Here is a 24664-nt window from a genome sequence, read left to right on the forward strand (position 1 = left end):
CTAGCGCAAACCGGTGCCGCGGGCGAGTGCGGTGTCGATCAGAGTCGCGATGAGAGTCGGGTAGTCGACGCCGGATTCCGCCCACATCTTGGGGTACATCGAGATCGAGGTGAACCCGGGCATCGTGTTGATCTCGTTGATGACCGGACCGTTCTCGGTGACGAAGAAATCCACCCGCGCGAGGCCCTGGCAGTCCAACGCTCGGAAGGCCGCGACGGCGAGTTCACGTATGCGGTCGCTCGTGGCGTCGTCGAGTGCCGCCGGGATGTCGAACTCACTGACATCGTCGAGGTACTTGGTGTCGAAGTCGTAGAAAGCATGATCGTCGATGTCCGCGTCGGGAATTCGGATCTCGGCGACGGCGCTCGCGCGCACGGTGCCGTCGGGAAATTCCAGCACCCCGCACTCGACCTCGCGGCCGTGGATCATGCCCTCGACGATCACCTTGGGGTCGTGTTCGCGTGCGACGGCGATCGCGGTGGGTAGTTGGTCCCACGCGGTGATGCGCGAGATTCCGATGGACGATCCACCTCGGGCCGGTTTGACGAATGCTGGCAGGCCGATTCGCTCACGCTCGGCAGCCGTCAGGTCGTCGACCGCGCGTCGGAGTACGACCTGGCGACCGATCGGCAGTCCTTCGGCTCCGAGCAATTTCTTGGTGAATTCCTTGTCCATGCCCGCAGCGCTGGCCAACACGCCCGGCCCGACGTACGGAACGCCTGCCAGTTCGAGCAGACCCTGCAGGGTGCCATCCTCGCCGTACGGTCCGTGCAGAACGGGGAACACGACGTCGACGGATGCGAGCACCGTCCCGCCTTCCCCCTCGCCGAGGGCGAGAAGAGCACCGGCGTGGCCGGGGTCCGTACTGAGCGCAAGCGCGGCGCCCGTCTTGTCGACGGTCGGCAGCACCCGGTCGTGAATCGCCAACGCATCGATGTCGGAGGAGCCGAGTACCCAGGCACCGTCCGCGGTGATCCCCACCGGAACCACCTCGTACTTGGCCGGATCGAGGTTCTGCAGCACGCTACCTGCCGATACACAGGACACGGCATGCTCGCTACTGCGGCCACCGAAGACGACGGCAACTTTGATGCGGGGAGTACTCACGATGAGAAACCGTACCGCCGCGGCTCATCGAACGCGGATTCGCCCTGTTCGTCGCGAGACCGCGATCACTGCCTCACTCGGGCTTGATACGACGTCCCAGCAGGTGCCCGACCGCATCCGGAACGGACATGCCACCGTGACACACCCGATGCACCGCGTCGGTCAGTGGCATCTCGACGTCGTAACTCTCGGCGAGCGCTCGCACCGAGGTGCAGGACTTGACGCCCTCGGCCACCTGCCCGTGCGCTGCCTCCTGCGCACTCTCGAGGGAGCCACCCGAACCCAATCGCTCTCCGAACGTCCGATTGCGCGAGAGAGGCGACGAGCAGGTGGCGACCAGGTCGCCCACGCCGGCCAGGCCAGAGAGCGTCGACGGCTTGGCACCGAGCGCCACTCCGAGGCGGATGATCTCGGCCAGACCCCTGGTCATGATCGACGCGAGGGTGTTCTCGCCGTATCCGACGCCTGCGGCCATCCCGCAGGCGAGGGCGATGACGTTCTTGCAGGCACCACCGATCTCGGCGCCGATGACGTCACTGTTGGTGTAAGGCCTGAAATATCCGGTCGCGCAGGACTTCTGAATCTCCAGGGCTCGCTGGGAGTCGGAGCAGGCGATGACGGTGGCTGCGGGCTGCCCCTCGGCGATCGGGCGCGCAAGATTCGGCCCGGACAGGCACGCCACCCGGCTGGGATCGGCACCGGTGACCTGAGAGATCACCTGACTCATCCGCATGAGCGTTCCGGTCTCGATTCCCTTCGCCAGAGAGAGCAGCGTTGCCTGCGGTGGGATCGAGTCGGTCCAGGCCTCCAGATTGGCCCGCAGACTCTGCGACGGCACGGCGAGAACCACGATGTCGGCTCCGTCGAGGGCACGGACCGGATCACTCGTCGCGCGGATGGACGACGGTAGCTCGATTCCCGGGAGGTAGTCCTTGTTCTCGTGGTCGTCGGTGATGGATGCAGCGAGTTCCTCCCGGCGGGCCCACATGGTGACGTCCGTTCCGGCATCGGCCAACACCTTGGCGAATGCGGTCCCCCACGAACCCGACCCCAATACCGTTGCTCTGCTCATTCCGCCAACCCCTCGCCTACTTCGCCGATGCCCTGTCCACGCGCGCATCACCCTAACTCGCAGACCTCCTCGGGCGGTCGGAGTCGGCACAGATCGGTGACGCTGGCAGGATCGAGCACCATGGGCGCATCACGAGACGACGACGGCGACCGCGTCGTCAGGGTTCTCATCGCGGTGAAGGATCTCACCGCGGCGAAGTCGCGCTTGGCGGCGGAGTTCTCGGCACCCGATCGGACTCGCTTGGTGCTCGCGATGCTCAGCGACACCGTTGCGGCCGCCGACGCCGTCTCGGTGGTCGATTCGGTCACGGTGGTCACCCCGGATCCTCTCGTCGCAGAGACGGCCCGAAGGATCGGCGCACTGGTGTTCGACGAACCGGTCCGCGATCCTGCGCTGCAACCGGACCAACGCCTCAACCACGCGTTCGCGGCCGCAGCGCACGTACTGCGTCACGGTGACGCTGGTGTGGACGTCGGTGTGGATGTCGGTGGGGGCGAGACCGTCGCCGCGCGCCGCGTCGACATCATCGCGTTGCAAGCAGACCTGCCCGCGATGCGTTCGGCCGAACTCGCGCAGGCCTACGCCGGGTCCCGCCGGGGAGGCAGATCGCTCGTGGTCGACCATCACGGCACGGGGACCGCCGCCCTGATCCTGAAGGACTCCCCCGACGAGTTGGCACCACTGTTCGGACGGGACTCCGCGCGTCGCCACACCGTCTCGGGCGCACGGGAACTCGACGGCACCTGGCCGGGTCTTCGACTGGACGTGGACACCGCCGACGACGTCCGCAGAGCGCACCGTCTGGGAGTCGGACCGGCGACGGCGGCCGTGCTCCACTCGCTCGGGTGGAGTGACGAAGCATCGGCGACGACTGCCTGACGGTGCGGACCGCCGTGGGAGTCGAGTGAACGGAGACTCGAGTTCGGCCATCGGAGTTTCACCGACGCCCGGTATGGGGGATGATCGTGCGGTGAGCAAAGACGACGCGCAGTCAGCGAACCAGGATCCTCCGATCGAGACCGGGAAGGCCACCGGTTCGGACCCGGCATGGAGCGCTCCGATCGCGGCGACGATGCCGAGTATTCCCTCCGCGCTTCCGGCTGCCACACCGGAATCCGTCGACGCTGCCACCGTGCTCCCCGAAAATCGCTATCTCAACCGGGAATTGAGCTGGCTCGATTTCAACTCGCGTGTTCTCGCGCTCGCGGAGGACTCGTCGCTCCCCTTGCTCGAGCGGGCGAAGTTCCTCGCGATCTACGCGTCGAATCTCGACGAGTTCTACATGGTTCGGGTTGCGGGTCTCAAACGCCGTGACGAAACCGGACTGTCGGTTCGGTCCGCCGACGGCATGACTCCACGCGAGCAGCTCGCTGTGATCGGTCAACGCACCCAGGAGCTCGCGCTCAAACATGCGCGAGTACTGCTGGATTCGATCCTGCCCGAGCTCACCGCCGAGGGCATCGCGATCATCCGATGGTCCGACCTGGACACCGACGAGCGCGCCCGGCTGTCGGAGTACTTCACCGAGCAGGTCTTCCCGGTTCTCACACCGCTGGCCGTCGACCCGGCCCACCCCTTCCCTTACATCAGCGGGCTGAGCTTGAATCTCGCTGTGACAGTGAAGGATTACTCCACCACCGGTGAGCACTTCGCCCGCGTGAAGGTGCCCGACAACGTCGATCGCTTCGTGCGGGTCAAGCGCGGCGAGGGCAACCACCGCATCGACGCCTTCCTGTCGATGGAGGAGTTGATCTCGGCTCATCTGGACGTGCTCTTCCCCGGGATGGAGGTCGTCGAGTCTCACGCGTTCCGGATCACGCGCAACGCCGATTTCGAGGTCGAGGAAGACCGCGACGAGGATCTCCTCCAGGCACTGGAGCGAGAGCTCGCCCGTAGGCGTTTCGGCTCTCCGGTCCGCCTCGAGATCGCCGACGACATGACCGAGCACATGCTCGAATTGTTGCTTCGCGAACTCGATGTCGATCCAGGCGACGTCATTCAGGTTCCCGGACTGCTCGACCTGTCGTGCCTGTGGCAGGTCTACAGCGTCGACCGCCCCAACCTCAAGGACGCCCCCTTCGTTCCGGCCACCCATCCGGCATTCGGTGAGCGCGAGACCCCCAAGAGTGTCTTCTCCACCCTGCGCGACGGCGACGTCCTGGTCCATCATCCGTACGATTCCTTCTCCACCAGCGTTCAACGCTTCATCGAGCAGGCCGCGGCCGACCCGCAGGTGCTCGCCATCAAGCAGACGCTCTATCGGACCTCCGGAGATTCCCCGATCGTCAACGCGCTCGTCGATGCCGCAGGCGCGGGCAAGCAGGTGGTTGCGCTGGTCGAGATCAAGGCGCGTTTCGACGAACAGGCGAACATCGAGTGGGCACGCAAGCTCGAAAAGGCGGGCGTACACGTGGTGTACGGCCTCGTCGGCCTCAAGACGCACTGCAAGACGTGCCTCGTGGTGCGCCGAGAGGGATCCGTCATTCGCCGGTACTGCCACATCGGTACCGGCAACTACAACCCCAAGACAGCGCGAATCTACGAGGACGTGGGCCTGCTGACGTCGTCGCCCGAAATCGGGGCCGACCTCACCGATCTGTTCAACTCGCTGACCGGATACTCGCGAAAGTCCAAGTACCGCAACCTTCTCGTCGCACCGTACGGAGTTCGGCGCGGCATCGTCGAGCGCATCGAGGCGGAGGTCGAGCACCTCAAGGAAGGCCGCAGCGCCGGAATTCGCCTCAAGGCCAACGCCTTGGTGGACGAGCAGGTCATCGACGCGCTCTACCGAGCATCGATGGCAGGAGTGCCGGTGAAGGTGGTGGTGCGCGGAATCTGTGCTCTCAAGCCAGGAGTTCCCGGTCTGTCGGAGAACATCGAAGTGCGTTCCATCCTCGGCCGATTCCTCGAACACTCGCGTGTTCTGCACTTCCAGGGTGCGGACGAGTTCTGGATCGGCAGCGCAGACATGATGCACCGCAACCTCGATCGCCGAGTCGAGGTGATGGCTCAGGTCAAGGATCCTCGGTTGGCGAACCAGCTGAGCGACATCTTCGATTCTGCCCTCGACCCCACCACTCGATGCTGGGAGCTGGGACCGGACGGCGGCTGGGTCGCGTCACCGGCTCGGGGTGAGAAAGTTCGTGAGCATCAGGTGGACCTGATGCGCAGTCGGAGGAATCAGGGCTCCTGATGGGCACTTCCGACGGCTCCCCCCGCGCCAACATCTTCGCGGCGGGCTCGATCCTGTGGCGACATTCACCGAGCGGCGGCTCGGGCGTCGAGGTCGCCTTGGTACACAGGCCGAAATACGACGACTGGTCGTTCCCCAAGGGAAAGCTCGATCCCGGTGAAACAGCTGTCGACGCAGCAGTCCGAGAGGTCAAGGAGGAGACCGGATTCGACTCGAGACTCGGACGGTCTCTGTCCTACGTCACGTACCCGATTCCGGGGCACCGTCGGGTCAAGAAAGTTCTGTACTGGGCAGCGGAGGTCACCGGGGGCGAGTTCGTCCCCAACGTCGAGGTGGACGAACTGCGCTGGGTAGCGCCCGAGGACGTCGGCCGCGAACTCTCGTATCCCATGGACCACAAGATCCTTCGCCGGTTCGTGGCCAAGCCTGCCGACACCTCCACAGTGCTGTTGGTTCGGCACGGCAGTGCCGGGTCGCGCTCACGGTTCAAGGGCAACGACGTCGACCGTCCACTCGACAGGATCGGACGCCGACAGGCCGAATCCTTGGTGTCGTTGCTTCGGGCCTTCGGCGGCGATGCAGTGTACGCAGCCGACCGTGCTCGATGTGTGCAGACCGTTGCTCCGTTCGCGGAATCGTTGGGGGTGGACATCACTCCCGAGCATCTCTTGTCCGAGGAAGGGTATGCCGACGACCCGCGCAAGGGCCGCCATCGCGCTCGCGACATCGCCGAACTTTCCGGCACCCCCGTTGTCTGCAGCCAGGGAAAAGTGATCCCGGACTTGATGCGTTGGTGGGCTGAGAAAGACGGAATCACGTTGCCGGCCAACAGAAATCGCAAGGGCAGCGTGTGGGTGCTCTCACGCCGCGACGGCAGGCTCATCTCGGCCGATCACATCGCCAGTCCGTTGCCCACCCTCGCCGCCGACGGCTGAGCGGCACAAACGACAAACAGAAGGCCCCCGACTCGATCTTCGAGTAGGGGGCCTTCTGCCGTTCACAGCCTGTCTCACTCACGCTGCCGCGTCAGCGGCTGCGCCTGACGAGTGAAAACCTGCAGGCTCTACTTCTTCGCTGCGCGCTTCGCGGGTGCCTTCTTGGCGGGAGCCTTCTTGGCCGGGGCCTTCTTGGCGACGGTCTTCTTGGCCGCTGTCTTGGCCGGAGCCTTCTTGGCAGGAGCCGTAGTGGTTGCAGCCTTGCGAGCGGTCGTCTTGGCCGGAGCCTTCTTGGCAGCAGCCGTCGTGGTCTTGCGCGCGGTGGTCTTCGCGGGTGCTGCCTTCTTGGCAGCCGTCTTTGCGGGAGCTGCCTTCTTGGCGGCGGTCTTTGCCGGAGCTGCCTTCTTGGCTGCCGCGGTGGTGGCCTTGCGGGCGGTCGTCTTCACCGCTGCCTTCTTGGCGGCCGTCTTCTTCGCTGCCGCAGTCTTCTTGGCCGGAGCTGCAGCCGAACCGCGCTTGACGGCAGGTCCGGTTGCGGGCAGCTTCTGTCCGCCCGCGATGACGGCCTTGAACTGTGCACCCGGACGGAATGCCGGAACGTTGGTCGGCTTCACGCGAACGGTCTCACCGGTGCGGGGGTTACGGGCGACACGCGCTGCGCGACGACGCTGCTCGAACACGCCGAAGCCCGTGATCGTGACACTCTCGCCGCGGTGGACCGCGCGCACGATGGTGTCGACGATGTTCTCGACAGCCTCTGTGGCGCTCCGCCTATCAGACCCCAACTTCTCGGTCAGGGCGTCAATCAGCTCTGCCTTGTTCATGGATTTCCTCCGCTATATGGTGGTCCATCGTCGGACCGACTACTACAACGGTAAACCCCAAGTCGTCAAGAGTCTATGCGCCACGCCAATTTTCATTCCGGTGTTGCGGAATGGTTCACGGCCCCAAAGCGTGTCGGACCGGTGCCAGGTCAACTTTCGGAGGGTGTCTCGATCCGCGCCGGGAGGGTCAGGGGTTTGTATGAAGGCCTTGACTTTTCGTACTCAGCAATGGCCTCTACCTGGCGTAACGTCAATCCGATGTCGTCGAGACCCTCCAGCAGACGCCATCGCGTGTAGTCGTCAATCGCGAAGCGCACCACCAACGTTCCAGCCGTTACGGTCTTGTCGACGAGGTCGACAATTACTTCGAGACCGGGCTGTTCTTCTAAGGCTTTCCACAGCAATTCGACGTCCGACTGATCGACTTCGGCGGCCAACAGCCCGGCTTTCCCCGAGTTTCCGCGAAAGATATCGGCGAAGCGAGAGGCGATCACAACCCGAAATCCGAAGTCCGAGAGTGCCCAGACGGCATGTTCGCGTGATGATCCCGTACCGAAATCGGGCCCGGCAACGAGCACCGAACCTCGGTTGTAGGGCTCGAGATTCAAGATGAAGTTCGGGTCCGAGCGCCAGGCCGCGAACAACCCGTCCTCGAATCCGGTGCGCGTGACGCGCTTGAGGTAGACCGCGGGGATTATCTGGTCGGTGTCGACGTTGGACCGCCGTAGCGGAACTCCGATACCGGTGTGTCGAGTGAAAGCTTCCATCGAATGTGCTCCTATGCGTTCGATCGATCCGAGCGAGGACGCGCGTTACGCGAGATCCGCCGGAGAGGACAGGGTTCCGCGGATTGCGGTAGCGGCGGCAACCAGAGGCGACACGAGATGAGTGCGACCGCCCTTGCCCTGCCTACCCTCGAAATTCCGGTTGGACGTCGACGCCGATCGCTCGCCCGACGCCAACTGATCCGGATTCATTCCCAGGCACATCGAGCAACCGGCCTGACGCCACTCCGCTCCTGCGGCCGTGAAGATCTCACCCAGGCCTTCCTCCTCCGCCTGCGCTCGCACCCGCATGGACCCGGGTACCACCAGCATTCGCACTCCGTCGGCAACCCGATGCCCTTCGAGAACGGATGCGACGGCCCGCAGATCCTCGATTCGACCGTTGGTGCACGAGCCCACGAACACGGTGTCGACAGCGATCTCGCGGATGGGTGTACCCGCTTCGAGGCCCATGTACTGCAAAGCCTTCTGGGCTGCCGCCCGCTCGCTCTCGTCGACCATCGCCTCCGGATCGGGCACCGTATCGCCCAGTGGCGCACCCTGACCCGGATTCGTTCCCCAGGTGACGAACGGCGTCAACGTGTCGGCATCGATGTGGACCTCGTTGTCGAACACTGCATCCGGATCGGTCGCCAGTTCGTCCCACGCCGCCACCGCCGCGTCCCAGTCGGCTCCGCGAGGAGCGTGCGGGCGTCCCTTCAGGTACTCGTACGTGATTTCGTCGGGTGCGATCATGCCTGCCCGCGCACCGGCCTCGATCGACATGTTGCAGATGGTCATTCGCGCTTCCATCGACAGCTTGCGAATGGCCTCACCGCGGTACTCGAGGACGTAGCCCTGGCCACCGCCGGTGCCGATCTGTGCGATGACGGCAAGGATCAGGTCCTTGCTCGTCACACCGGGGGCGAGCTGACCGTCGACGTTGATCGCCATCGTCTTGAAAGGACGCAGCGACAGGGTCTGCGTCGCCATGACGTGCTCGACCTCGCTGGTACCGATCCCCATTGCGATCGAGCCGAAGGCACCGTGCGTCGAGGTGTGGCTGTCTCCGCACACCACGGTCATGCCGGGCTGGGTCAGACCCAACTGCGGCCCGATGATGTGCACGATGCCCTGATCGAGATCGCCCATCGGGTAGAGCCGAACACCGAATTCCTCGCAGTTGCGGCGAAGAGTGTCGACCTGTGTGCGCGAGACCAGATCTGCGATGGGCGCGAAGATGTCGGCCGTCGGGACGTTGTGATCCTCGGTCGCGATCGTCAGATCCGGACGTCGGAGTCCGCGGCCGGCCAGCCGAAGGCCGTCGAACGCCTGCGGGCTGGTGACCTCGTGCACCAGATGGAGATCGATGTAGATCAGATCCGGCTCACGCGCTCCGCCTTCTCCGCCGCCTCGGACCACCACGTGCTGGTCCCATACCTTCTCCGCCAAAGTCTTCGGTGTTTCGGACATCGCTGTCGCGGACCTCGCCTTCCCTGTCGTCGTCGCGCCGATGAACGGGCTGGTCCACCTCGCGTGATCGTCTCGACATCATGCCCCCGGCAGGTACTGAAGATCTCGTAGTTGTGCAATCTCAGCATTCGGGAGGCTAATATCGTTCTATGAGACAGCATAGCCCCAATGGCCTCGTCGACAAATCGAGCGGTATCGGTGTTCTCGACAAGGCGATGACGGTGCTGCACGCGGTGGCGGAGACGCCCTGCAATCTCAACGACCTGTGCGCTCGAACGAGCCTGCCCCGGGCAACGGCCCACCGCCTCGCGGTAGGACTGGAGACCCACCGCCTTCTGGTACGGGATGCCGACGGCCTGTGGCGGACCGGTCCGGGATTGGGAGAGCTTGCGGCGAGCGCATCGGACACCCTGCTCGATGCCGCCGCCTCGGTTCTCCCACGCCTGCGCGAAATCACCGGTGAGAGTGTGCAGATCTATCGGCGCGAAGGGACGGTGCGGGTGTGCGTGGCATCCATGGAGCCGCCGACCGGACTTCGAGACACCGTACTCGTCGGCGCACGTCTGCCGATGACGGCTGGATCGGGTGCCAAAGTCCTTCTCGCATGGGCAGATTCGCAGACCCAACGAACAGTTCTGCCGGATGCAGAATTCAGCGAGCGTGTTCTGCTCGAAGTTCGGCGGCGCGGATGGGCACAGAGTGCCGGCGAGCGCGAACCGGGCGTGGCGAGCGTCGCCGCGCCCGTGCGAGACGGCAACGACACTGTGGTGGCGGCGATCTCGGTATCCGGACCGATCGATCGAATCGGACGCAAGCCCGGAGCGCGGTGGGCCGCGGATCTTCTTGCCGCCGCGGACGCTCTGCACAAGCGACTCTGAGGTAAACCGCAGCCCCGTCGGCCCGAGAAAAACGAGCTGATCGAGCTGCGAGAGTGGGGTACCTTCGTCTCGAGCGGCCTACCCGGTCGGTCGACGACTGCGAGGAGTCACCCCATGCCCGAATCCGGCAGTGAAGAACTGAAGAAGAAGTTCCGCGAGGTTCTGGAACAGAAGAACAGCAAGTCCCACAATTCCGTCGAACACAAGGACGGTGGACCGAAGGTCAACAACGTCCACGGTCCGGCCGACCATCAGAAGATGTTCCGCCGCAAGAGCGTCTGAGACGCACACACCGAAACGACAACACCCTCCCGATCCTTGGATCGAGAGGGTGTTGTCAGTTGTAGCCCCGACGGGATTCGAACCCGCGCTACCGCCTTGAGAGGGCGGCGTCCTAGGCCGCTAGACGACGGGGCCAGGAACTTCACCTGCATTGTGTTCGAGCTTGTACGTGCTGAGCCAGCTTAACTGCCTCGGCCTCGGCGACAAAATCGCCTTCACCTGCTCGCTGGGGTACCAGGACTCGAACCTAGAATGGCGGTACCAGAAACCGCTGTGTTGCCAATTACACCATACCCCAATGGACTTGAATCGAATTGCTCATCACGATCGATGTGCACTGCGTTTCGAGCCGGGATAGAGACTATCAAAGGTGACTACCCATTCTCCAAATCGGCTGCTCAGAGCCACCGAAACCGCGCCGTGGACGCGTCGGGGGCGGCCGAGACACCGTCGAGTGGGCACCGGAAGAGCCCCCTCCACACCTCGGCCGACGAGTGGAGCAGACTTGTCCTTCGTGACCGATCGCAGACCCGGCCGACTCCGATGAAGGTTCTGCTCGTCCCTCAGGGCGAGCAGGCCGTGCTGACGCACCTCGCCGACGACGGCTCGACGCTGAGCGATCCCACCGCGGCCGAGGATATCGTCGCGGCCGTAGCCGAGCTCGAGCGCGACGAACGGCCGAGGTGGGTGTGGGAAGACACGAGCCGGATCTACCCTCGACTGCTCGAACGGGGAGTCCGCGTACGCCGCTGTCACGATCTCGCCTTGGTCGGTGCCATCCTGTCGATGCGAGCCGGCTCTGCGACTGTCTCGTCGGCTCCCGCCGACCTGAGGCCGGGTCTGTTCGACGCGAACCCGAACTCCGATCCGGCGGCGGTTCTCGCCGAGTATCGGCGTCAGCTCCGGGACGTCGGTGACGATCGCGCACTGAACCTGCTGGCAGCAGCCGAGTCGGCCGGAGGACTGGCCGCAGCGGAGATGACCTTCGACGGGTTGCCGTTCTCGGCGTCGGCGCATCGCCGTCATCTCGAGACGATGCTCGGTACCCGGCCGCTCGATGGATCCCCTCCCCCGGCCCTCGTAGAGCTCGAGAATCAAATCTCCTCGGCGTTCGGCCGACGCGTCAATCCTGCCTCGCCCGTGGAGTTGGTCGCCGCGTTCGCGCGCGTCGGTATCGAACTGACATCGACTCGCGCGCATACCATCCGCGACGTCGACCACCCGGCGGTTCCGCTACTGCTGCGGCACCGTGACCTCTCGAAGCTGCATGCCGCGAACGGGTGGGCGTGGCTCGACGCGTGGGTTCGCGACGATCGTTTCCGGCCTGTCTACGTTCCCGGCGCTGTGGTGTCGGGTCGGTGGGCCAGTCGCGGCGGGGGCGGCCTTCAGATCCCGAAACCCCTGCGCGCCAGTGTGATCGCCGATCCCGGCCACACCTTCGTGGCCGCCGACGCCGGCCAGCTCGAACCACGCATCCTCGCGGCGATGTCCGGCGATCCCCGCATGGTCGCCGCGGCAGGCACCGCGGATCTGTACGCACCGGTGGCCGCAGAATCGTTCGACGGCGATCGCGCCCACGCCAAGGTCGCCGTTCTCGGGGTGCTGTACGGCGCGACCTCGGGTGACGCGCGCGCTCTGCTGACGCGACTACGGGCCAAGTTCCCCGGTGCCGTTGCACTGGTGGAGGAGGCCGCCCGAGCCGGTGAACGTGGCGAGGTCGTTCGTTCCTGGCTGGGACGGGCCTGCCCACCGCCCTCGGTGCAGTGGTGGTCCACCGGTGACGCCCATGCGCGTGGCCGGTTCACCCGAAATTTCGTCGTGCAGGCCACCGCCGCCGAGTGGGCGCTGTGTTTGTTGGCGGATCTGCGCGGACGGTTGGCCGGGAGCGGAGCCCGCAGGAGCGACCGGAATTCCGACGAAGGGAGCGGAGCCCGCAGGAGCGGAGCCCGCAGGAGCGACCGGAATTCCGACGAAGGGAGCGGAGCCCGCAGGAGCGACCGGAATTCCGGGAGCGGCAGCGAGTTGGTGTTCTTTCAGCACGACGAAGTGGTGGTGCATTGTGCTATCGCCGAGTCGGGTCGTGTCGCCGAAGCGATTGCAGAATCGGCGTTGTCGGCCACCCGGCTGATGTTCGGTGACACGGCAGTCCGGTTTCCGATGGAAATCAGAGTCGACCGCTCCTACGGTGCCTCCGCTGCCGGTTCCGAGCTGGATTCGGACTGAGCTCGCGGCGGGTCGACGAACGTCACGTCGATGTCCTCGAACGGCTTGCTGCGTTGCGCTTCTGCCTGCCCGGTGTACGTGAGCTTGTCGCCCTGAGTCAGTTCGACGTCATCGGTGAACGGGGCCAGCAGCGCGCGTGGGAAGAGCCGATCGACGCGAACCACGTTGATCTCGATGCACATCACGATCGACACCGACGTCACGTACAGAAACGCCAGCAGTCCCAGAACGACAGCGAACACACCGTTGGTGACGGTCGCGTTGCTGACGACGTACTTCACGTACACACTGCCGAAGGTCTGCAGCAGCTGCCAGATCAGACCGGCAACGACGGCCCCGGGAAGAACCTGTGGGATCGACACCGACCTCGCGGTGGCGAGCCTGAACGCCACGACGAACACACCGACGTAGAAGAACGTGCCGACCACGAACACCACGAGGCCCGATTCCGGACCGAAATATCCTGCGGCACTGAGCACATTGAGTGCTGTGATGGCCAGGACGGCCAGGCCGACCGTGCTCAGCAGACCAAAGCCGCGCACCCGGGCGCGGATGGGATCGGGCCTTAGGTTCTTCGGCACCGTCCACGCCGTGTTCATCGCGTTCTGGAGCGCCACGGCCACCCCGAGTCCGCCGTACAGGGAGCCCAGGACACCCACCACCAGACCCACGGTGCCTCCACCGATGCGGTCGGGCCTGCCCAGTTCGTCCCCGATCACCGGGATCTGACCGAGCGCCGAGTTCAGGATCTGCTGCTGCAGTTCCGGACTACCGGCCAATACGATTCCCAGAACCGTCGAGAACAGCAACAGTGCGGGAAACAGCGAGACGAAGGCGTAGTAGGTGATCAGGGCCGCGAGGTAGCCACCCTGATCGTCGACGAACTTGTACACCACCGCAATGGGATATCCCAGAACCGGCCGCCTGCGCTGGAGTCCATCCAGTCGATCGGAAAAACTCATTGGAGGCTCTCCCCGAGGACCGGGGTGCGCCGGCGACCGTGCGCCCTCACGCCACCTGGGCGCGTGCTGCGGCCAGGCGCGCCAAGGTCTTCTCGCGCCCGAGCAATTCCATGGACTCGTACAGCGGCGGGCTGATGTGCGACCCGGTCACTCCCACCCGGATCGGGGCGAAAGCCTTGCGCGGCTTGAGCTCCAGCTTCTCGATCAACACGTCCTTGAGAGTCGCCTCCAGGTCGGCCGTGGTCCAGGTCTGCAACGCCGTCAGTGCCTCCACAGTGGCGTCGAGAACGGGTGCGGTATCGGCACCGAGGTTCTTGGCCGCGGCTGCGGGGTCGATCTCGAAGTCCGCCTCGTCGACGAACAGGAACTTCAGCAGTCCCCATGCGTCCGACAGGACGACGATGCGGGTCTGCACCAGATCGGCCGCGACAGCGAAGACCTTCTCGTCGACCGGCTCGGTGAGATGGCCCTGGGCGACGAGGTATTCACGCAAACGCGCCGCGAAATCCTCCGCTGCCAGCATCCTGATGTGCTCGGCGTTGATCGCGTCGGCCTTCTTCTGATCGAAGCGCGCCGGATTGGAATTGACGGACGAGATCTCGAACGCCGCCACCATCTCGTCGAGCGTGAACACGTCGTGATCGTCCGAGATACCCCATCCGAGAAGCGCGAGGTAGTTCAGCAATCCCTCCGGCACGAAACCACGATCACGGTGGATGAAGAGGTTGGACTCGGGATCACGCTTGGACAGCTTCTTGTTGCCCTGGCCCATGACGAACGGCAGGTGCCCGAACTCGGGGGTGCGTTCTGCGACACCGATCCGGATCAATGCCTCGTAGAGAGCGAGCTGGCGAGGCGTCGATGACAGCAGATCCTCGCCGCGCAGGACGTGGGTGATCTTCATCAAAGCGTCGTCGACCGGATTGACCAACGTGTACAACGGAACTCCGTTGCCGCGGGTCAAGGCGAAGTCCGGCACCGTCCCGGCCTTGAACGTGGTCTCCCCGCGCACGAGGTCGTTCCATGTCAGATCGTGATCGGGCATCCGCAGTCGCACGACGGCCCCGCGCCCCTCGTCGAGGAATCCCTGTCGCTGCTCCGGCGTCAGGTCGCGGTCGAAGTTGTCGTAGCCGAGTTTGGGGTCGCGTCCGGCTGCCTTGTGTCGCGCTTCCACTTCCTCCGGCGTGGAGAAGGACTCGTAGGCCTCCCCGGCGTCGAGCAACTGCTGCACGACGGCGAGGTGCTGGTCGCGACGCAGCGACTGACGGTACGGCTCGTACGGGCCACCCACTTCGGGGCCCTCGTCCCATTCGAGGCCCAGCCAGCGCAACGCGTCGAGCAGGGCGGCATAGGACTCCTCGGAGTCGCGTGCGGCGTCGGTGTCCTCGATGCGAAAGACGAAGGTGCCGCCGTGATGCCTGGCGAACGCCCAGTTGAACAGTGCGGTGCGGACCAGGCCGACGTGCGGGGTACCGGTGGGCGACGGGCAGAACCGAACGCGGACATCTGTTGGTGTGGTCATGCTCGCCCTACTTCTTCGCTGCGACGGGGTTGGTGAGGGTACCGATTCCCTCGACGGTGATCGACACGCTGTCTCCGTCGGCGATGGGTCCGACTCCCTCGGGGGTTCCGGTGAGGATGACGTCTCCGGGTAGCAGCGTCATCACCGCGGACACCCACTCGATGATCTTCGGAATGTCATGCAGCAGAAACGAAGTGCGGCTCCGTTGTTTGACCACGCCGTCGACCTCGGTCTTGATCTCGAGATCGGTCGGGTCGAGCGAGGTCTCGATCCACGGCCCGAGCGGACAGAAGGTGTCGTGTCCCTTGGCGCGCGTCCACTGTCCGTCGTGCTTCTGGTGATCGCGGGCCGAGACGTCGTTGGCGACGGTGTATCCCAGCACCACCTCGTACGCCTTGGCGGCGGGGACGTCCTTGCACGGACGGCCGATGACGATCGCCAGTTCGCCCTCGAAGTGCACTTCGTTCGAGGACGGCGGCAACACGATGGAGGCACCGGGGCCGACGATGGAGGTGTTCGGCTTGATGAAGATCACGGGGTCCTTCGGTGCCTCACCGCCCATCTCGGCCACGTGCGCGGCGTAGTTCTTACCGATGGCGATGACCTTGCTGGCGAGGATGGGCGCGAGCAGTCGCACATCGGCCAGTGGCCACGACCGACCCGTGAACGTGGGTGTGCCGAAAGGATGTTCGGCGATTTCCTTCGCAGTCTGCGAGTCACCCTCACCTTCGATACTCACGAATGCCACACCATCAGGACTTGCAATTCGACCGAGACGCATGTCGGAAGTCTATCGACATGCGTGGTGTGCACTCCGCCACCGTCCGTTCAGCGCGATTCGGGCCGGTGTAGGGTCGGTCTGTAGTTCCATATTGCAAGAACGCACGTCCATATACTGAGACGGAGAACTGATGGACGCCACCGCGCAGATGTCCGACATCGGCGAAATCAGGCGATGGTTCATGCTTTCGCTCGGCATGCTCGCGCAGACCGCAGGCGCGGTGTTCATCAACGGTGCAGCATTTCTCATTCCCGCCCTGCACGACGACCGCGGCCTGAGCCTGCCCGCCGCCGGACTCGTCGTCGCCATGCCCACCGTGGGCATCATGTTCACCCTGATCGCCTGGGGTATGTTGGTCGATCGGATCGGCGAAAGACTGGTTCTCGCAGTCGGGCTCGGCCTGACGGCGCTCGCCGCTGTAGCCGCCGTGTTCACCACCTCCGTTCCCCTGCTGGCAATCCTGCTCCTGCTCGGCGGTATGGCAGCGGCGAGTGCGAACAGCGCCAGCGGGCGTGTGGTGGTCGGCTGGTTCCCACCTCAGCGTCGTGGATTGGCCATGGGAATCAGACAGATGTCGGTCCCTCTGGGCGTCGCCATCGCAGCCCTGACCATCCCACCCATCGCCCGGGACCACGGCGTCGGAGCGGCACTGCTCGTACCCGCGGCCGTGTGCGCAACAGCCGCAGTGATGTGTCTGGCGGTCGTCGACCCCCCGCGTCCCAATCGCATCGATGCCGCGGAGCAGGGTCTGCTCGACAATCCGTACCGGGGCAGCAGGCAGCTGTGGCGCATTCACGCCACCTCGATCCTGTTGGTGGTGCCGCAGTACGTGGTCTGGACGTATGCGCTCGTATGGCTGATGACCGACCGAGGATGGACAGCAGCGGCGGCGGGCGTCCTCGTCACGGTGACGCAGATTCTCGGCGCACTGGGCCGGATGAGCGTCGGCGCGTTGTCCGATCGGGTAGGCAGCCGCATGCGGCCCCTCCGGTGGGTCGCGGTGACCGCCGCCGTCAGCATGCTCGGACTCGGAGTGGCCGACTGGTTCGACTCCCCCGTCGCGATCGTCATGCTCGTCGTCGCGTCGGTCGCCACGGTTGCCCCCAACGGTCTTGCCTTCACCGCTGTTGCCGAGATATCAGGACCGTATTGGAGCGGACGCGCCCTCGGCGTGCAGAACACGAGTCAATACGTGTTCGCGTCGGCCGTGCCGCCGGTGTTCGGGGCCCTCGCGGCGGTCAGCTTTCCAGTCGCATTCCTGGTGTCGGCGGTCTTCCCCGCACTCTCCGTGCCGATCGTCCCCGACGATCCACGTCCCGAGAGTCCCGACGAGAAGGCCGACAGTCCCGAAAAGAATTCCGACCGCGTCGGCTGATTCAGCACGGTGGGGATGTCCGGAAACACGAAATGCCACGGTGGCCGGTCGGCCTACCGTGGCATTCGTGTCGATTCGGTTAGAGGCGAGCGGCGATTCGTGCGCCGATCTCTTTCGTCGACGCAGTCGTGGTTCCCCGCTCGGCGAGGTCCGCTGCGACAGCGGCTTCCACACGCGCCGCTCCTGCCGCGTCGCCGAGATGATCGAGTAGCAGCGACACCGACAGGATGGCAGCGGTCGGATCGGCCTTCTGCTGCCCTGCGATGTCGGGAGCGCTGCCGTGCACGGGCTCGAACATGCTCGGATTGGTACCGGTCGCATCGATGTTTCCGCTTGCGGCCAAACCGATTCCACCGGTCACCGCCGCCGAGAGGTCGGTCACGATGTCGCCGAACAGATTGTCGGTGACGATGACGTCGAACCGGCCCGGGTCGGTCACGAGGTGAATCATCGCGGCATCGATGTGCTGGTACGCGACCTCGACGTCCGGGAACTCCGCCGCGACCTCGTCCACTGTGCGAGCCCAGAGGCTGCCAGCGAAGGTGAGCACATTGGTCTTGTGCAGCAGCGTCAGATGCTTGCGCCGCGTCAGCGCCCGCTCGAAACCGTTGCGCACCACCCGTTCGACGCCGTAGCGGGTGTTGACACTGACCTCGGTGGCCACCTCGTGCGGCGTGCCGACGCGAAGCGCTCCACCGTTTCCAGTGTACGGACCTTCGGTGCCCTCACGCACGACCACGACGTCAATCTGCTTGTCACCGGCCAACGGCCCGACCACTCCGGGGTACAGCTTGGCCGGGCGCAGATTGATGTGGTGATCGAGCTCGAACCGAGCTCGCAACAACAGTCCACGCTCGAGCACGCCGCTGGGCACCGACGGATCTCCGATGGCTCCCAACAGAATTGCGTCGTGCTCACGCAGTTCCGCCAACACCGAGTCCGGCAGCAGTTCTCCGGTGGCGTTGTAGCGACGAGCACCGAGGTCGTACTCGGTCTTCTCGGCTCCGGGTGCGACCACGTCGAGCACGGCGAGCGCCTCGGTGACGACCTCGGGTCCGATTCCGTCCCCGGCGATGACGGCCAGCTTCATCTCACTCCTCGTGATTGTTCGACTTCGTTCGATCGACTGCGAGCGATGCTCAGGACAGGTCGACCAGCTCGATGGTGGACGCGCCGACCGCCGATGCGATGCTCGCGCTCAGCTCGTCCGGAACGTCCTTGTCGACGCGCAGCAGAATCGTTGCACCGTCGCCCTCGGAGTCCTGGCTCAGGGCGGCGGCCTGGATGTCGATGCCGGCATCGCCGAGCAGGGTGCCGATCCGGCCGAGGCTGCCGGGCTGATCCGCGTAGTTGACGATCAGGTTCTTGCCCTCGGCACGGAGGTCGAAGTTGCGACCGTTGATGTTGACGATCTTCTCGACCTGCGTGGTGCCGGTCAGCGTGCCCGCGACGTTGAGCACCGAACCGTCGCCGTAGACGGCGCGAATGTCGACGACGCTGCGGTGGTTCTCGCTCTCGGAGGCTGTGGTGACCTCGGCGGTGACGCCACGCTCCTCGGCGAGCGAGGGGGCGTTGACGAACGTGACCGCGTCCTCGATGACGGCGGAGAAGAGTCCGCGCAGCGCCGAGAGCTTGAGGATCTCGACGTCCTCGGTGGCGAGTTCGCCGCGAACGTCGACCGACAGCGAGGTGGGAAGTTCGGTGGACAGAGCGCCGAGCAGCACACCCTGCTTGCGCACGATCTCGAGCCACGGGGAGACCTCCTCGCCCACGGCACCACCCTTGACGTTGACGGCGTCGGGCACGAATTCGCCTGCGAGAGCGAGCAGTACGGACTTGGCGACATCGGTGCCCGCGCGGTCCTGGGCCTCGGTGGTCGACGCGCCGAGGTGCGGGGTGACGACGACCTGAGGCAGCTCGAACAGCGGGCTGTCGGTGCACGGCTCGGAGGCGTACACGTCGATTCCCGCGGCGAAGACGTGGCCGGAGGTGATGGCGTCGGCCAGGGCCTGCTCGTCGACCAGTCCACCGCGAGCGGCGTTGACGACGATGACACCGGGCTTCGTCTTGGCGAGGGCTTCCTTGCCGATGATTCCCTTGGTCTCCGGGGTCTTCGGCAGGTGAACCGAGAACATGTCGGCACGCTCGAGCAGCTCGTCCAGGCTCACCAGTTCGATGCCGAGCTGGGCGGCGCGGGCGGCCGAGACGTAGGGGTCGTAGGCGATGATGTGGGTCTCGAATGCGGCCAGGCGCTGCGCGAACAGCTGACCGATGCGGCCGAGTCCGACGACGCCGACGGTCTTGCCGAAGATCTCGACACCGTTGAACTTGCTGCGCTTCCACTCGTGCTGACGCAGGGTGGCGTCGGCGGCGGGAATCTGGCGCGCGGCCGACAGCAACAGCGTCACCGCATGCTCGGCAGCGGTGTGGATGTTGGAGGTCGGGGCGTTGACGACGAGGACACCGCGCTCGGTGGCTGCAGGTACGTCGACGTTGTCCAGGCCGACACCGGCGCGGGCGACGATCTTGAGTTTGGTTCCGGCGGCCAGAACCTCTGCGTCGACCGTGGTCGCGGAACGCACCAGGATCGCGTCGGCCTCGGGAACCGCGGCGAGCAGCGCGGGGCGATCCGGGCCGTCGACCCAACGGACCTCGACGCCGTCGCCCAATGCCTCGACGGTGGACGGCGCAAGTTTGTCGGCGATCAGAACGACAGGACGGCCTGGCTGGCTCACGTGAAAAACTCCCTATGTCGGTTCGAGACTGTTGTCGATGAAAATTCGGAGCTGGTGCAGCAGAAACAGTTTAGAGGCCGGAGACGTCGAGCTGCGACGCCACCTGGTGCACGCACCGAAGGGCACCCCTACCGATGCAGGGGTGCCCTTCGATCAGCATGCGTGCGAACGTGATTCGATGAGAATCAAGCCGTTTCGGTGATCGGGCGATCGACCCAGCTCATCAGGTCGCGCAGCTTCTTGCCGGTGACCTCGATGGGGTGCTCGGCGTTGGCCTTGCGCAGGCCTTCGAGCTCGGTGTTGCCGTTCTCGACGTTGGCGACCAGGCGACGGGTGAACTCACCCGACTGGATGTCGGCCAGGATGGCCTTCATTCGCTCCTTGGTGCCTGCGTCGATCACGCGCGGGCCCGAGAGGTAGCCACCGAACTCCGCGGTGTCGGACACCGAGTAGTTCATCCGAGCGATGCCGCCCTCGTACATGAGGTCGACGATGAGCTTGAGCTCGTGCAGCACCTCGAAGTACGCCATCTCGGGCGCGTAGCCGGCCTCGACCATGACCTCGAAGCCCGTCTTGACGAGCTCCTCGGTGCCACCGCACAGCACGGCCTGCTCGCCGAAGAGGTCGGTCTCGGTCTCTTCCTTGAACGTGGTCTTGATGACGCCTGCGCGCGTTCCACCGATGCCCTTGGCCCAGGACAGGGCCAGTGCCTGACCTTCGCCCTTGGGGTCCTGGTCGATGGCGATGAGCGCGGGAACACCCTTGCCGTCGACGAACTGGCGACGCACGAGGTGGCCGGGGCCCTTGGGTGCGACCATGCCGACGGTGACGAACTCCGGAGCCTTGATCAGGTCGAAGTGGATGTTGAGACCGTGGCCGAAGAACAGCGCGTCGCCGTCCTTCAGGTTGGGCTCGATCTCCTCGGAGAAGATCTTGGCCTGCGCGGTATCGGGTGCGAGCACCATGATCACGTCGGCCCATTCGGACACCTCGGCGGGAGTGCCGACCTTCAGGCCCTGCTCCTCCGCCTTGGCGCGGGACTTCGAGCCCGCTGCCAGGCCGATGCGCACATCGACACCGGAGTCGCGCAGGCTCAGCGAGTGCGCGTGGCCCTGGCTTCCGTAACCGATCACAGCGACCTTGCGGCCCTGAATGATCGACAGATCAGCATCGTCGTCGTAGAACATCTCGACTGCCACTGTTTGTAACCTTTCCTCTTCGATTTCGCTGAAAATCACGTCCGTCGCTCAGCGCGACGCTGTGATCGATTTCGGTCCACGTCCGACGGCAACGACTCCCGACTGAACTATTTCTCGAATTCCATAGGGGTCCAACATCTTCAACAACGCATCGAGCTTCGAGCGGGTGCCCGTCGCCTCGACCGTCACGGCCTCGGGAGACACGTCGATCACCTTGGCGCGGAACAGGTTCACCGTTTCGATGACCTCACTGCGCACACTGGCGTCGGCGCGGACCTTGATCAGCACCAACTCGCGAGCCACCGAGGAGTCGTCGTCCTGCTCGACGATCTTGATGACGTTGATGAGCTTGTTGAGCTGCTTGGTCACCTGTTCGAGCGGGAATTCGTCGACGGTCACCACGATCGTCATCCGCGAGATCTCGGGAATCTCGGTGCCGCCGACGGCAAGCGAGGAGATGTTGAATCCACGGCGCGAGAACAGCGCGGCGACGCGGGCCAGCACACCTGGCTTGTCCTCGACGAGGACGCTGAGGGTATGGCTCGTGCTCACTTGTCGGTGCCTTTCACGTCGTCGATCTGCGGGTGCGGGGCCTGCTCGCGCTCCATGGCCTCGTCGAGGCCGGGCTCGCTGCCCACGGTCTCGTCCTCGTCGAACAGCGGACGGATTCCGCGGGCGGCCATGATCTCGTCGTTGCCCGTTCCGGCAGCGACCATCGGCCACACCTGCGCGTCGGCTCCGACGATGAAGTCGATGACGACCGGACGATCGTTGATCGCTCGCGCCTGCGCGATCACCGCATCGACGTCCTCTTCCCGCTCGCACCGCAGCCCGACGCAACCGAGCGCCTCGGCGAGCTTCACGAAATCGGGAATGCGGACGGCACCGTGGGTACCGAGGTTGGTGTTGGAGTAGCGCTCCTCGTAGAACAGGGTCTGCCACTGACGGACCATGCCGAGGTTGCCGTTGTTGATGAGCGCGACCTTGATCGGGATGCCCTCGACCGCACAGGTCGCGAGTTCCTGGTTGGTCATCTGGAAACAACCGTCACCGTCGATGGCCCACACCTCGGCGTCGGGGAGGCCCCTCTTGGCACCCATTGCGGCCGGGACCGCGTACCCCATCGTGCCGAGGCCACCCGAGTTGAGCCACGTGCGCGGCTTCTCGTAGTTGATGAACTGCGCGGCCCACATCTGGTGCTGACCGACGCCGGCGCAGTAGATCGCGTCGGGTCCGGCGAACTTGCCGACCGAGCTGATGACGAACTCCGGGGACATCGATCCGTCGGCCGGGCGGTCGTAGCTCAGCGGGTAGGTCTTGCGGATGCCGTTCAGGTAGACCCACCACTGCTCGAGGTCGAGCGTGGTTCCGGTCGCGCGGTCCGCCCGCAGCGCCTCGATGAGCTCGGTGATGACCTCACGGCAGTCGCCGACGATCGGCACGTCCGCGTAGCGGTTCTTGCCGATCTCGGCAGGGTCGATGTCGGCGTGGATGACCTTGGCATCGGGGGCGAAGGACGAGAGCTGACCGGTGACGCGGTCGTCGAACCGGGCACCGAGCGTGATCAGCAGATCGCTCCGCTGCAACGCGGCCACCGCGGCGACGGTCCCGTGCATACCCGGCATTCCCAGGTTCTGATTGTGCGAGTCGGGGAACGCGCCGCGAGCCATCAGAGTGGTCACGACCGGAATTCCGGTCAGTTCGGCGAGCTCGAGCAGTTCCGCCGAGGCGTCGGCCTTGATGACGCCGCCGCCCACGTACAGCACCGGCTGCTTGGCGTCGGCGATGTAGCGGGCTGCTTCGCGGACCTGCTTGCCGTGCGGCTTGGTGACCGGACGGTATCCGGGCAGACGCATCTCCGGCGGCCACGAGAACGTGGTCTGTGCCTGCAGCACGTCCTTGGGGATGTCGACGAGCACGGCACCGGGACGGCCGGAGGAGGCGATGTAGAAGGCCTCGGCCATGATGCGCGGGATGTCGGCACCGTCGGTGATGAGGAAGTTGTGCTTGGTGACCGGCATCGTGATACCCGAGATGTCGGCTTCCTGGAAGCCGTCCGTCCCGATCAGACTGCGGGCGACCTGACCGGTGATCGCGACGACCGGAACCGAATCCATCTGAGCGTCGGCGAGTGGGGTCACGAGGTTGGTCGCGCCGGGACCGGACGTCGCCATGCAGACGCCGACCTTGCCGGTCGCCTGGGCGTAGCCCGTCGCGGCGTGACCGGCACCCTGCTCGTGGCGCACCAGAATGTGGCGCACCTTCACCGAGTCGAAGAGCGGGTCGTAGACCGGGAGAACCGCGCCACCGGGAATGCCGAATACGGTGTCGACGTCGAGTTCTTCGAGGGCCCGAACGACCGACTGTGCGCCGGTGACCTTCTCCGGTGCGACGTGGCGTCGCGAACCGTTGGTCGCCGTTTCTGCGGACGGGCTGGTCGACGGGCTGGAGGCTGTCCCCGACTTACGGGTCGTGGGCCCTGGGCGTGCGGTTGGTGCGCTCACTGATTGCTTCCTCAGGAATGTGAAATTGCTGGGCGATCTCTGGGCAAGAAAAAACCCCCGTCAGCGTGAGCTGTACGAGGGTGGCGCGTCGATGCGAGTTTGAACAACCGGCTCAGGCGTTGACGCGCCGGCCGATTACGAGTATCCAATTCCGCTTCACGCGCTCGACGGTAGGCGCGCGCACAGGGAAGAGTCAAACTCGTCACGACGCAATCCCATTATGTGAGATCGCGTAGATGCAATGCGAAGATGAATGGGTGTCGTCTTCGCAGCAGTCCGAACCACCTCGGCCATCATCCCACACCGCACCCGAGTCACCGAACGGTGCCGAGGGAGCGCAACCATCGAGAACCCAGGTCATCCGAGTCCCGCGCCTCGCGCTCCTCGGCGTCGGCCTGCTGCTGTTCGGCACCGGACTGACTGCCGCCAGCTGGCCCGCGGCCATGGGATGGCTGCTGATCCTGCCGATCGTCGCGGGCATCTGGGTGTTTCGAGTGCGCACGGTCATCTCTCCCGAGGCGATCACGGCTCGACGGTTCGTGGGTTCGGATGTGATCGCGTGGGAATCGGTGGCGGGTCTGCACTTCCCGGATCGCCGCTGGGCGCGGGTGGTCCTGACCGACAAGAGCGAGAAGTCGTTGCCGCTCGTGCGTTTCGATCTACTCCCCCAACTCGCTGCGGCCAGCGGGGGCCGCATCACCGATCCCTACGCAGCGGCCGCGGCCGCTGCCGAGGATCGAGACCGTGCGGAGGCCGAGAACGCCGAGGAAGACGGCGAGCAGGCACCGAAGGAGCAGTAGCGGGCGGCGAGTAATCTCGTCGATGCGAGAAACCG

The 24664-nt window shown here is 65.1% G+C and carries 21 protein-coding genes and 2 tRNA genes; 8 read left to right on the plus strand and 15 right to left on the minus strand.

Annotation, left to right across the window (positions count from 1 at the left end):
• The gene (locus tag CH291_RS24245; RefSeq protein ID WP_094642240.1) at positions 1-1107 is read right to left on the minus strand and encodes a D-alanine--D-alanine ligase family protein; all 1107 of its coding nucleotides are present in this window, start codon (positions 1105-1107) and stop codon (positions 1-3) included.
• A 73-nt stretch (positions 1108-1180) separates the two neighbouring features.
• Entirely contained in the window at positions 1181-2179 is a 999-nt protein-coding gene (locus CH291_RS24250; RefSeq protein ID WP_094688809.1) for an NAD(P)H-dependent glycerol-3-phosphate dehydrogenase, read from the minus strand.
• A gap of 102 nt (positions 2180-2281) precedes the next feature.
• Here CH291_RS24250 and CH291_RS24255 point away from each other — a divergent pair, with 102 nt between their 5' ends.
• The 3 genes from CH291_RS24255 to CH291_RS24265 all read left to right on the plus strand — a co-directional run bounded on the left by CH291_RS24255 (position 2282) and on the right by CH291_RS24265 (position 6307).
• Positions 2282-3058 (plus strand): 2-phospho-L-lactate guanylyltransferase, encoded by a 777-nt coding sequence (locus CH291_RS24255; RefSeq protein ID WP_373455166.1) that lies wholly within the window; start codon positions 2282-2284, stop codon positions 3056-3058.
• A 193-nt stretch (positions 3059-3251) separates the two neighbouring features.
• On the plus strand, positions 3252-5372 hold the full coding sequence (locus CH291_RS24260) for an RNA degradosome polyphosphate kinase (protein ID WP_256980974.1): 2121 nt from the start codon (positions 3252-3254) through the stop codon (positions 5370-5372).
• Positions 5372-6307, plus strand: coding sequence for an NUDIX hydrolase (locus CH291_RS24265; RefSeq protein ID WP_068049529.1), 936 nt, complete (start codon positions 5372-5374; stop codon positions 6305-6307). Before CH291_RS24260 ends, CH291_RS24265 begins: the two co-directional genes overlap by 1 nt.
• Positions 6308-6435: 128 nt before the next feature.
• On the opposite strand, the gene CH291_RS24270 is transcribed toward CH291_RS24265, so the two are convergent.
• The 3 genes from CH291_RS24270 to leuC all read right to left on the minus strand — a co-directional run bounded on the left by CH291_RS24270 (position 6436) and on the right by leuC (position 9368).
• Entirely contained in the window at positions 6436-7131 is a 696-nt protein-coding gene (locus tag CH291_RS24270) for an HU family DNA-binding protein (protein ID WP_027496655.1), read from the minus strand.
• 149 nt (positions 7132-7280) lie between these two features.
• A complete protein-coding gene (gene leuD, locus CH291_RS24275) occupies positions 7281-7898 on the minus strand; it encodes a 3-isopropylmalate dehydratase small subunit (RefSeq protein WP_068049526.1) in 618 nt (205 codons plus the stop codon).
• 45 nt (positions 7899-7943) lie between these two features.
• Positions 7944-9368 (minus strand): 3-isopropylmalate dehydratase large subunit, encoded by a 1425-nt coding sequence (gene leuC / locus CH291_RS24280; RefSeq protein ID WP_068049525.1) that lies wholly within the window; start codon positions 9366-9368, stop codon positions 7944-7946.
• Between the two features lie 149 nt (positions 9369-9517).
• Here leuC and CH291_RS24285 point away from each other — a divergent pair, with 149 nt between their 5' ends.
• Both CH291_RS24285 and CH291_RS26930 read left to right on the plus strand, forming a co-directional pair.
• Positions 9518-10246 carry an IclR family transcriptional regulator gene (locus tag CH291_RS24285; protein ID WP_094688811.1) on the plus strand — a complete coding sequence of 243 codons (729 nt, stop codon included), beginning with the start codon at positions 9518-9520 and terminating at the stop codon, positions 10244-10246.
• A 114-nt stretch (positions 10247-10360) separates the two neighbouring features.
• Entirely contained in the window at positions 10361-10528 is a 168-nt protein-coding gene (locus tag CH291_RS26930; RefSeq protein WP_176460484.1) for a DUF5302 domain-containing protein, read from the plus strand.
• A gap of 62 nt (positions 10529-10590) precedes the next feature.
• On the opposite strand, the gene CH291_RS24290 is transcribed toward CH291_RS26930, so the two are convergent.
• Both CH291_RS24290 and CH291_RS24295 read right to left on the minus strand, forming a co-directional pair.
• Positions 10591-10663 (minus strand) — tRNA-Glu (locus CH291_RS24290).
• Between the two features lie 91 nt (positions 10664-10754).
• Positions 10755-10826: transfer RNA gene (locus CH291_RS24295), tRNA-Gln, on the minus strand.
• A 245-nt stretch (positions 10827-11071) separates the two neighbouring features.
• Between CH291_RS24295 and CH291_RS24300 the strand changes: the two genes are divergently transcribed.
• Complete coding sequence (locus CH291_RS24300) at positions 11072-12751, plus strand: bifunctional 3'-5' exonuclease/DNA polymerase (RefSeq protein WP_094688812.1); 1680 nt, start codon at positions 11072-11074, stop codon at positions 12749-12751.
• Here the strand turns inward: CH291_RS24300 and CH291_RS24305 are convergent.
• Genes CH291_RS24305 through CH291_RS24315 form a run of 3 tightly spaced genes read right to left on the minus strand, consistent with a single transcriptional unit; the run spans position 12709 to position 16016 of the window.
• On the minus strand, positions 12709-13713 hold the full coding sequence (locus tag CH291_RS24305; RefSeq protein WP_068049521.1) for a YihY/virulence factor BrkB family protein: 1005 nt from the start codon (positions 13711-13713) through the stop codon (positions 12709-12711). The two genes, CH291_RS24300 and CH291_RS24305, sit on opposite strands and share 43 nt — an antisense overlap.
• A gap of 46 nt (positions 13714-13759) precedes the next feature.
• Complete coding sequence (gene gltX / locus CH291_RS24310) at positions 13760-15235, minus strand: glutamate--tRNA ligase (protein WP_094669799.1); 1476 nt, start codon at positions 15233-15235, stop codon at positions 13760-13762.
• Between the two features lie 7 nt (positions 15236-15242).
• Entirely contained in the window at positions 15243-16016 is a 774-nt protein-coding gene (locus tag CH291_RS24315; protein ID WP_068049515.1) for a fumarylacetoacetate hydrolase family protein, read from the minus strand.
• Between the two features lie 130 nt (positions 16017-16146).
• Here CH291_RS24315 and CH291_RS24320 point away from each other — a divergent pair, with 130 nt between their 5' ends.
• Complete coding sequence (locus CH291_RS24320; protein WP_179276648.1) at positions 16147-17391, plus strand: MFS transporter; 1245 nt, start codon at positions 16147-16149, stop codon at positions 17389-17391.
• A 79-nt stretch (positions 17392-17470) separates the two neighbouring features.
• Here CH291_RS24320 and CH291_RS24325 read toward each other — a convergent pair whose 3' ends face one another.
• The 5 genes from CH291_RS24325 to CH291_RS24345 form a co-directional block, all read right to left on the minus strand.
• Complete coding sequence (locus CH291_RS24325; protein ID WP_094688813.1) at positions 17471-18481, minus strand: 3-isopropylmalate dehydrogenase; 1011 nt, start codon at positions 18479-18481, stop codon at positions 17471-17473.
• Between the two features lie 49 nt (positions 18482-18530).
• Positions 18531-20126, minus strand: coding sequence for a phosphoglycerate dehydrogenase (gene serA, locus CH291_RS24330; RefSeq protein WP_094642254.1), 1596 nt, complete (start codon positions 20124-20126; stop codon positions 18531-18533).
• A 185-nt stretch (positions 20127-20311) separates the two neighbouring features.
• Entirely contained in the window at positions 20312-21313 is a 1002-nt protein-coding gene (gene ilvC, locus CH291_RS24335) for a ketol-acid reductoisomerase (protein ID WP_170944858.1), read from the minus strand.
• Between the two features lie 60 nt (positions 21314-21373).
• Positions 21374-21877, minus strand: a complete 504-nt coding sequence (ilvN, locus tag CH291_RS24340; protein ID WP_032397758.1) for an acetolactate synthase small subunit — start codon at positions 21875-21877, stop codon at positions 21374-21376.
• Complete coding sequence (locus CH291_RS24345; protein WP_094688814.1) at positions 21874-23829, minus strand: acetolactate synthase large subunit; 1956 nt, start codon at positions 23827-23829, stop codon at positions 21874-21876. Before CH291_RS24345 ends, ilvN begins: the two co-directional genes overlap by 4 nt.
• A gap of 257 nt (positions 23830-24086) precedes the next feature.
• Between CH291_RS24345 and CH291_RS24350 the strand changes: the two genes are divergently transcribed.
• The gene (locus CH291_RS24350) at positions 24087-24629 is read left to right on the plus strand and encodes a PH domain-containing protein (protein ID WP_179276649.1); all 543 of its coding nucleotides are present in this window, start codon (positions 24087-24089) and stop codon (positions 24627-24629) included.
• Positions 24630-24664 lie beyond the last annotated feature (35 nt).

The sequence above is a fragment of the Rhodococcus sp. 14-1411-2a genome (assembly GCF_002259485.1).
GTDB lineage: Bacteria > Actinomycetota > Actinomycetes > Mycobacteriales > Mycobacteriaceae > Rhodococcoides.

What these genes read in the sequence shown, in the direction of transcription:
- CH291_RS24305 (WP_068049521.1), bottom strand. Translation starts at nt 13,713, where the DNA reads ATGAGTTTTTCCGATCGACTGGATGGACTCCAGCGCAGGCGGCCGGTT.
- CH291_RS24285 (WP_094688811.1), top strand. Translation starts at nt 9,518, where the DNA reads ATGAGACAGCATAGCCCCAATGGCCTCGTCGACAAATCGAGCGGTATC.
- ilvC (WP_170944858.1), bottom strand. Translation starts at nt 21,313, where the DNA reads ATGTTCTACGACGACGATGCTGATCTGTCGATCATTCAGGGCCGCAAG.
- CH291_RS24260 (WP_256980974.1), top strand. Translation starts at nt 3,252, where the DNA reads ATGCCGAGTATTCCCTCCGCGCTTCCGGCTGCCACACCGGAATCCGTC.
- leuD (WP_068049526.1), bottom strand. Translation starts at nt 7,898, where the DNA reads ATGGAAGCTTTCACTCGACACACCGGTATCGGAGTTCCGCTACGGCGG.
- CH291_RS26930 (WP_176460484.1), top strand. Translation starts at nt 10,361, where the DNA reads ATGCCCGAATCCGGCAGTGAAGAACTGAAGAAGAAGTTCCGCGAGGTT.
- CH291_RS24270 (WP_027496655.1), bottom strand. Translation starts at nt 7,131, where the DNA reads ATGAACAAGGCAGAGCTGATTGACGCCCTGACCGAGAAGTTGGGGTCT.
- CH291_RS24300 (WP_094688812.1), top strand. Translation starts at nt 11,072, where the DNA reads ATGAAGGTTCTGCTCGTCCCTCAGGGCGAGCAGGCCGTGCTGACGCAC.
- leuC (WP_068049525.1), bottom strand. Translation starts at nt 9,368, where the DNA reads ATGTCCGAAACACCGAAGACTTTGGCGGAGAAGGTATGGGACCAGCAC.
- CH291_RS24250 (WP_094688809.1), bottom strand. Translation starts at nt 2,179, where the DNA reads ATGAGCAGAGCAACGGTATTGGGGTCGGGTTCGTGGGGGACCGCATTC.
- gltX (WP_094669799.1), bottom strand. Translation starts at nt 15,235, where the DNA reads ATGACCACACCAACAGATGTCCGCGTTCGGTTCTGCCCGTCGCCCACC.
- CH291_RS24320 (WP_179276648.1), top strand. Translation starts at nt 16,147, where the DNA reads ATGGACGCCACCGCGCAGATGTCCGACATCGGCGAAATCAGGCGATGG.
- CH291_RS24265 (WP_068049529.1), top strand. Translation starts at nt 5,372, where the DNA reads ATGGGCACTTCCGACGGCTCCCCCCGCGCCAACATCTTCGCGGCGGGC.
- CH291_RS24325 (WP_094688813.1), bottom strand. Translation starts at nt 18,481, where the DNA reads ATGAAGCTGGCCGTCATCGCCGGGGACGGAATCGGACCCGAGGTCGTC.
- CH291_RS24315 (WP_068049515.1), bottom strand. Translation starts at nt 16,016, where the DNA reads ATGCGTCTCGGTCGAATTGCAAGTCCTGATGGTGTGGCATTCGTGAGT.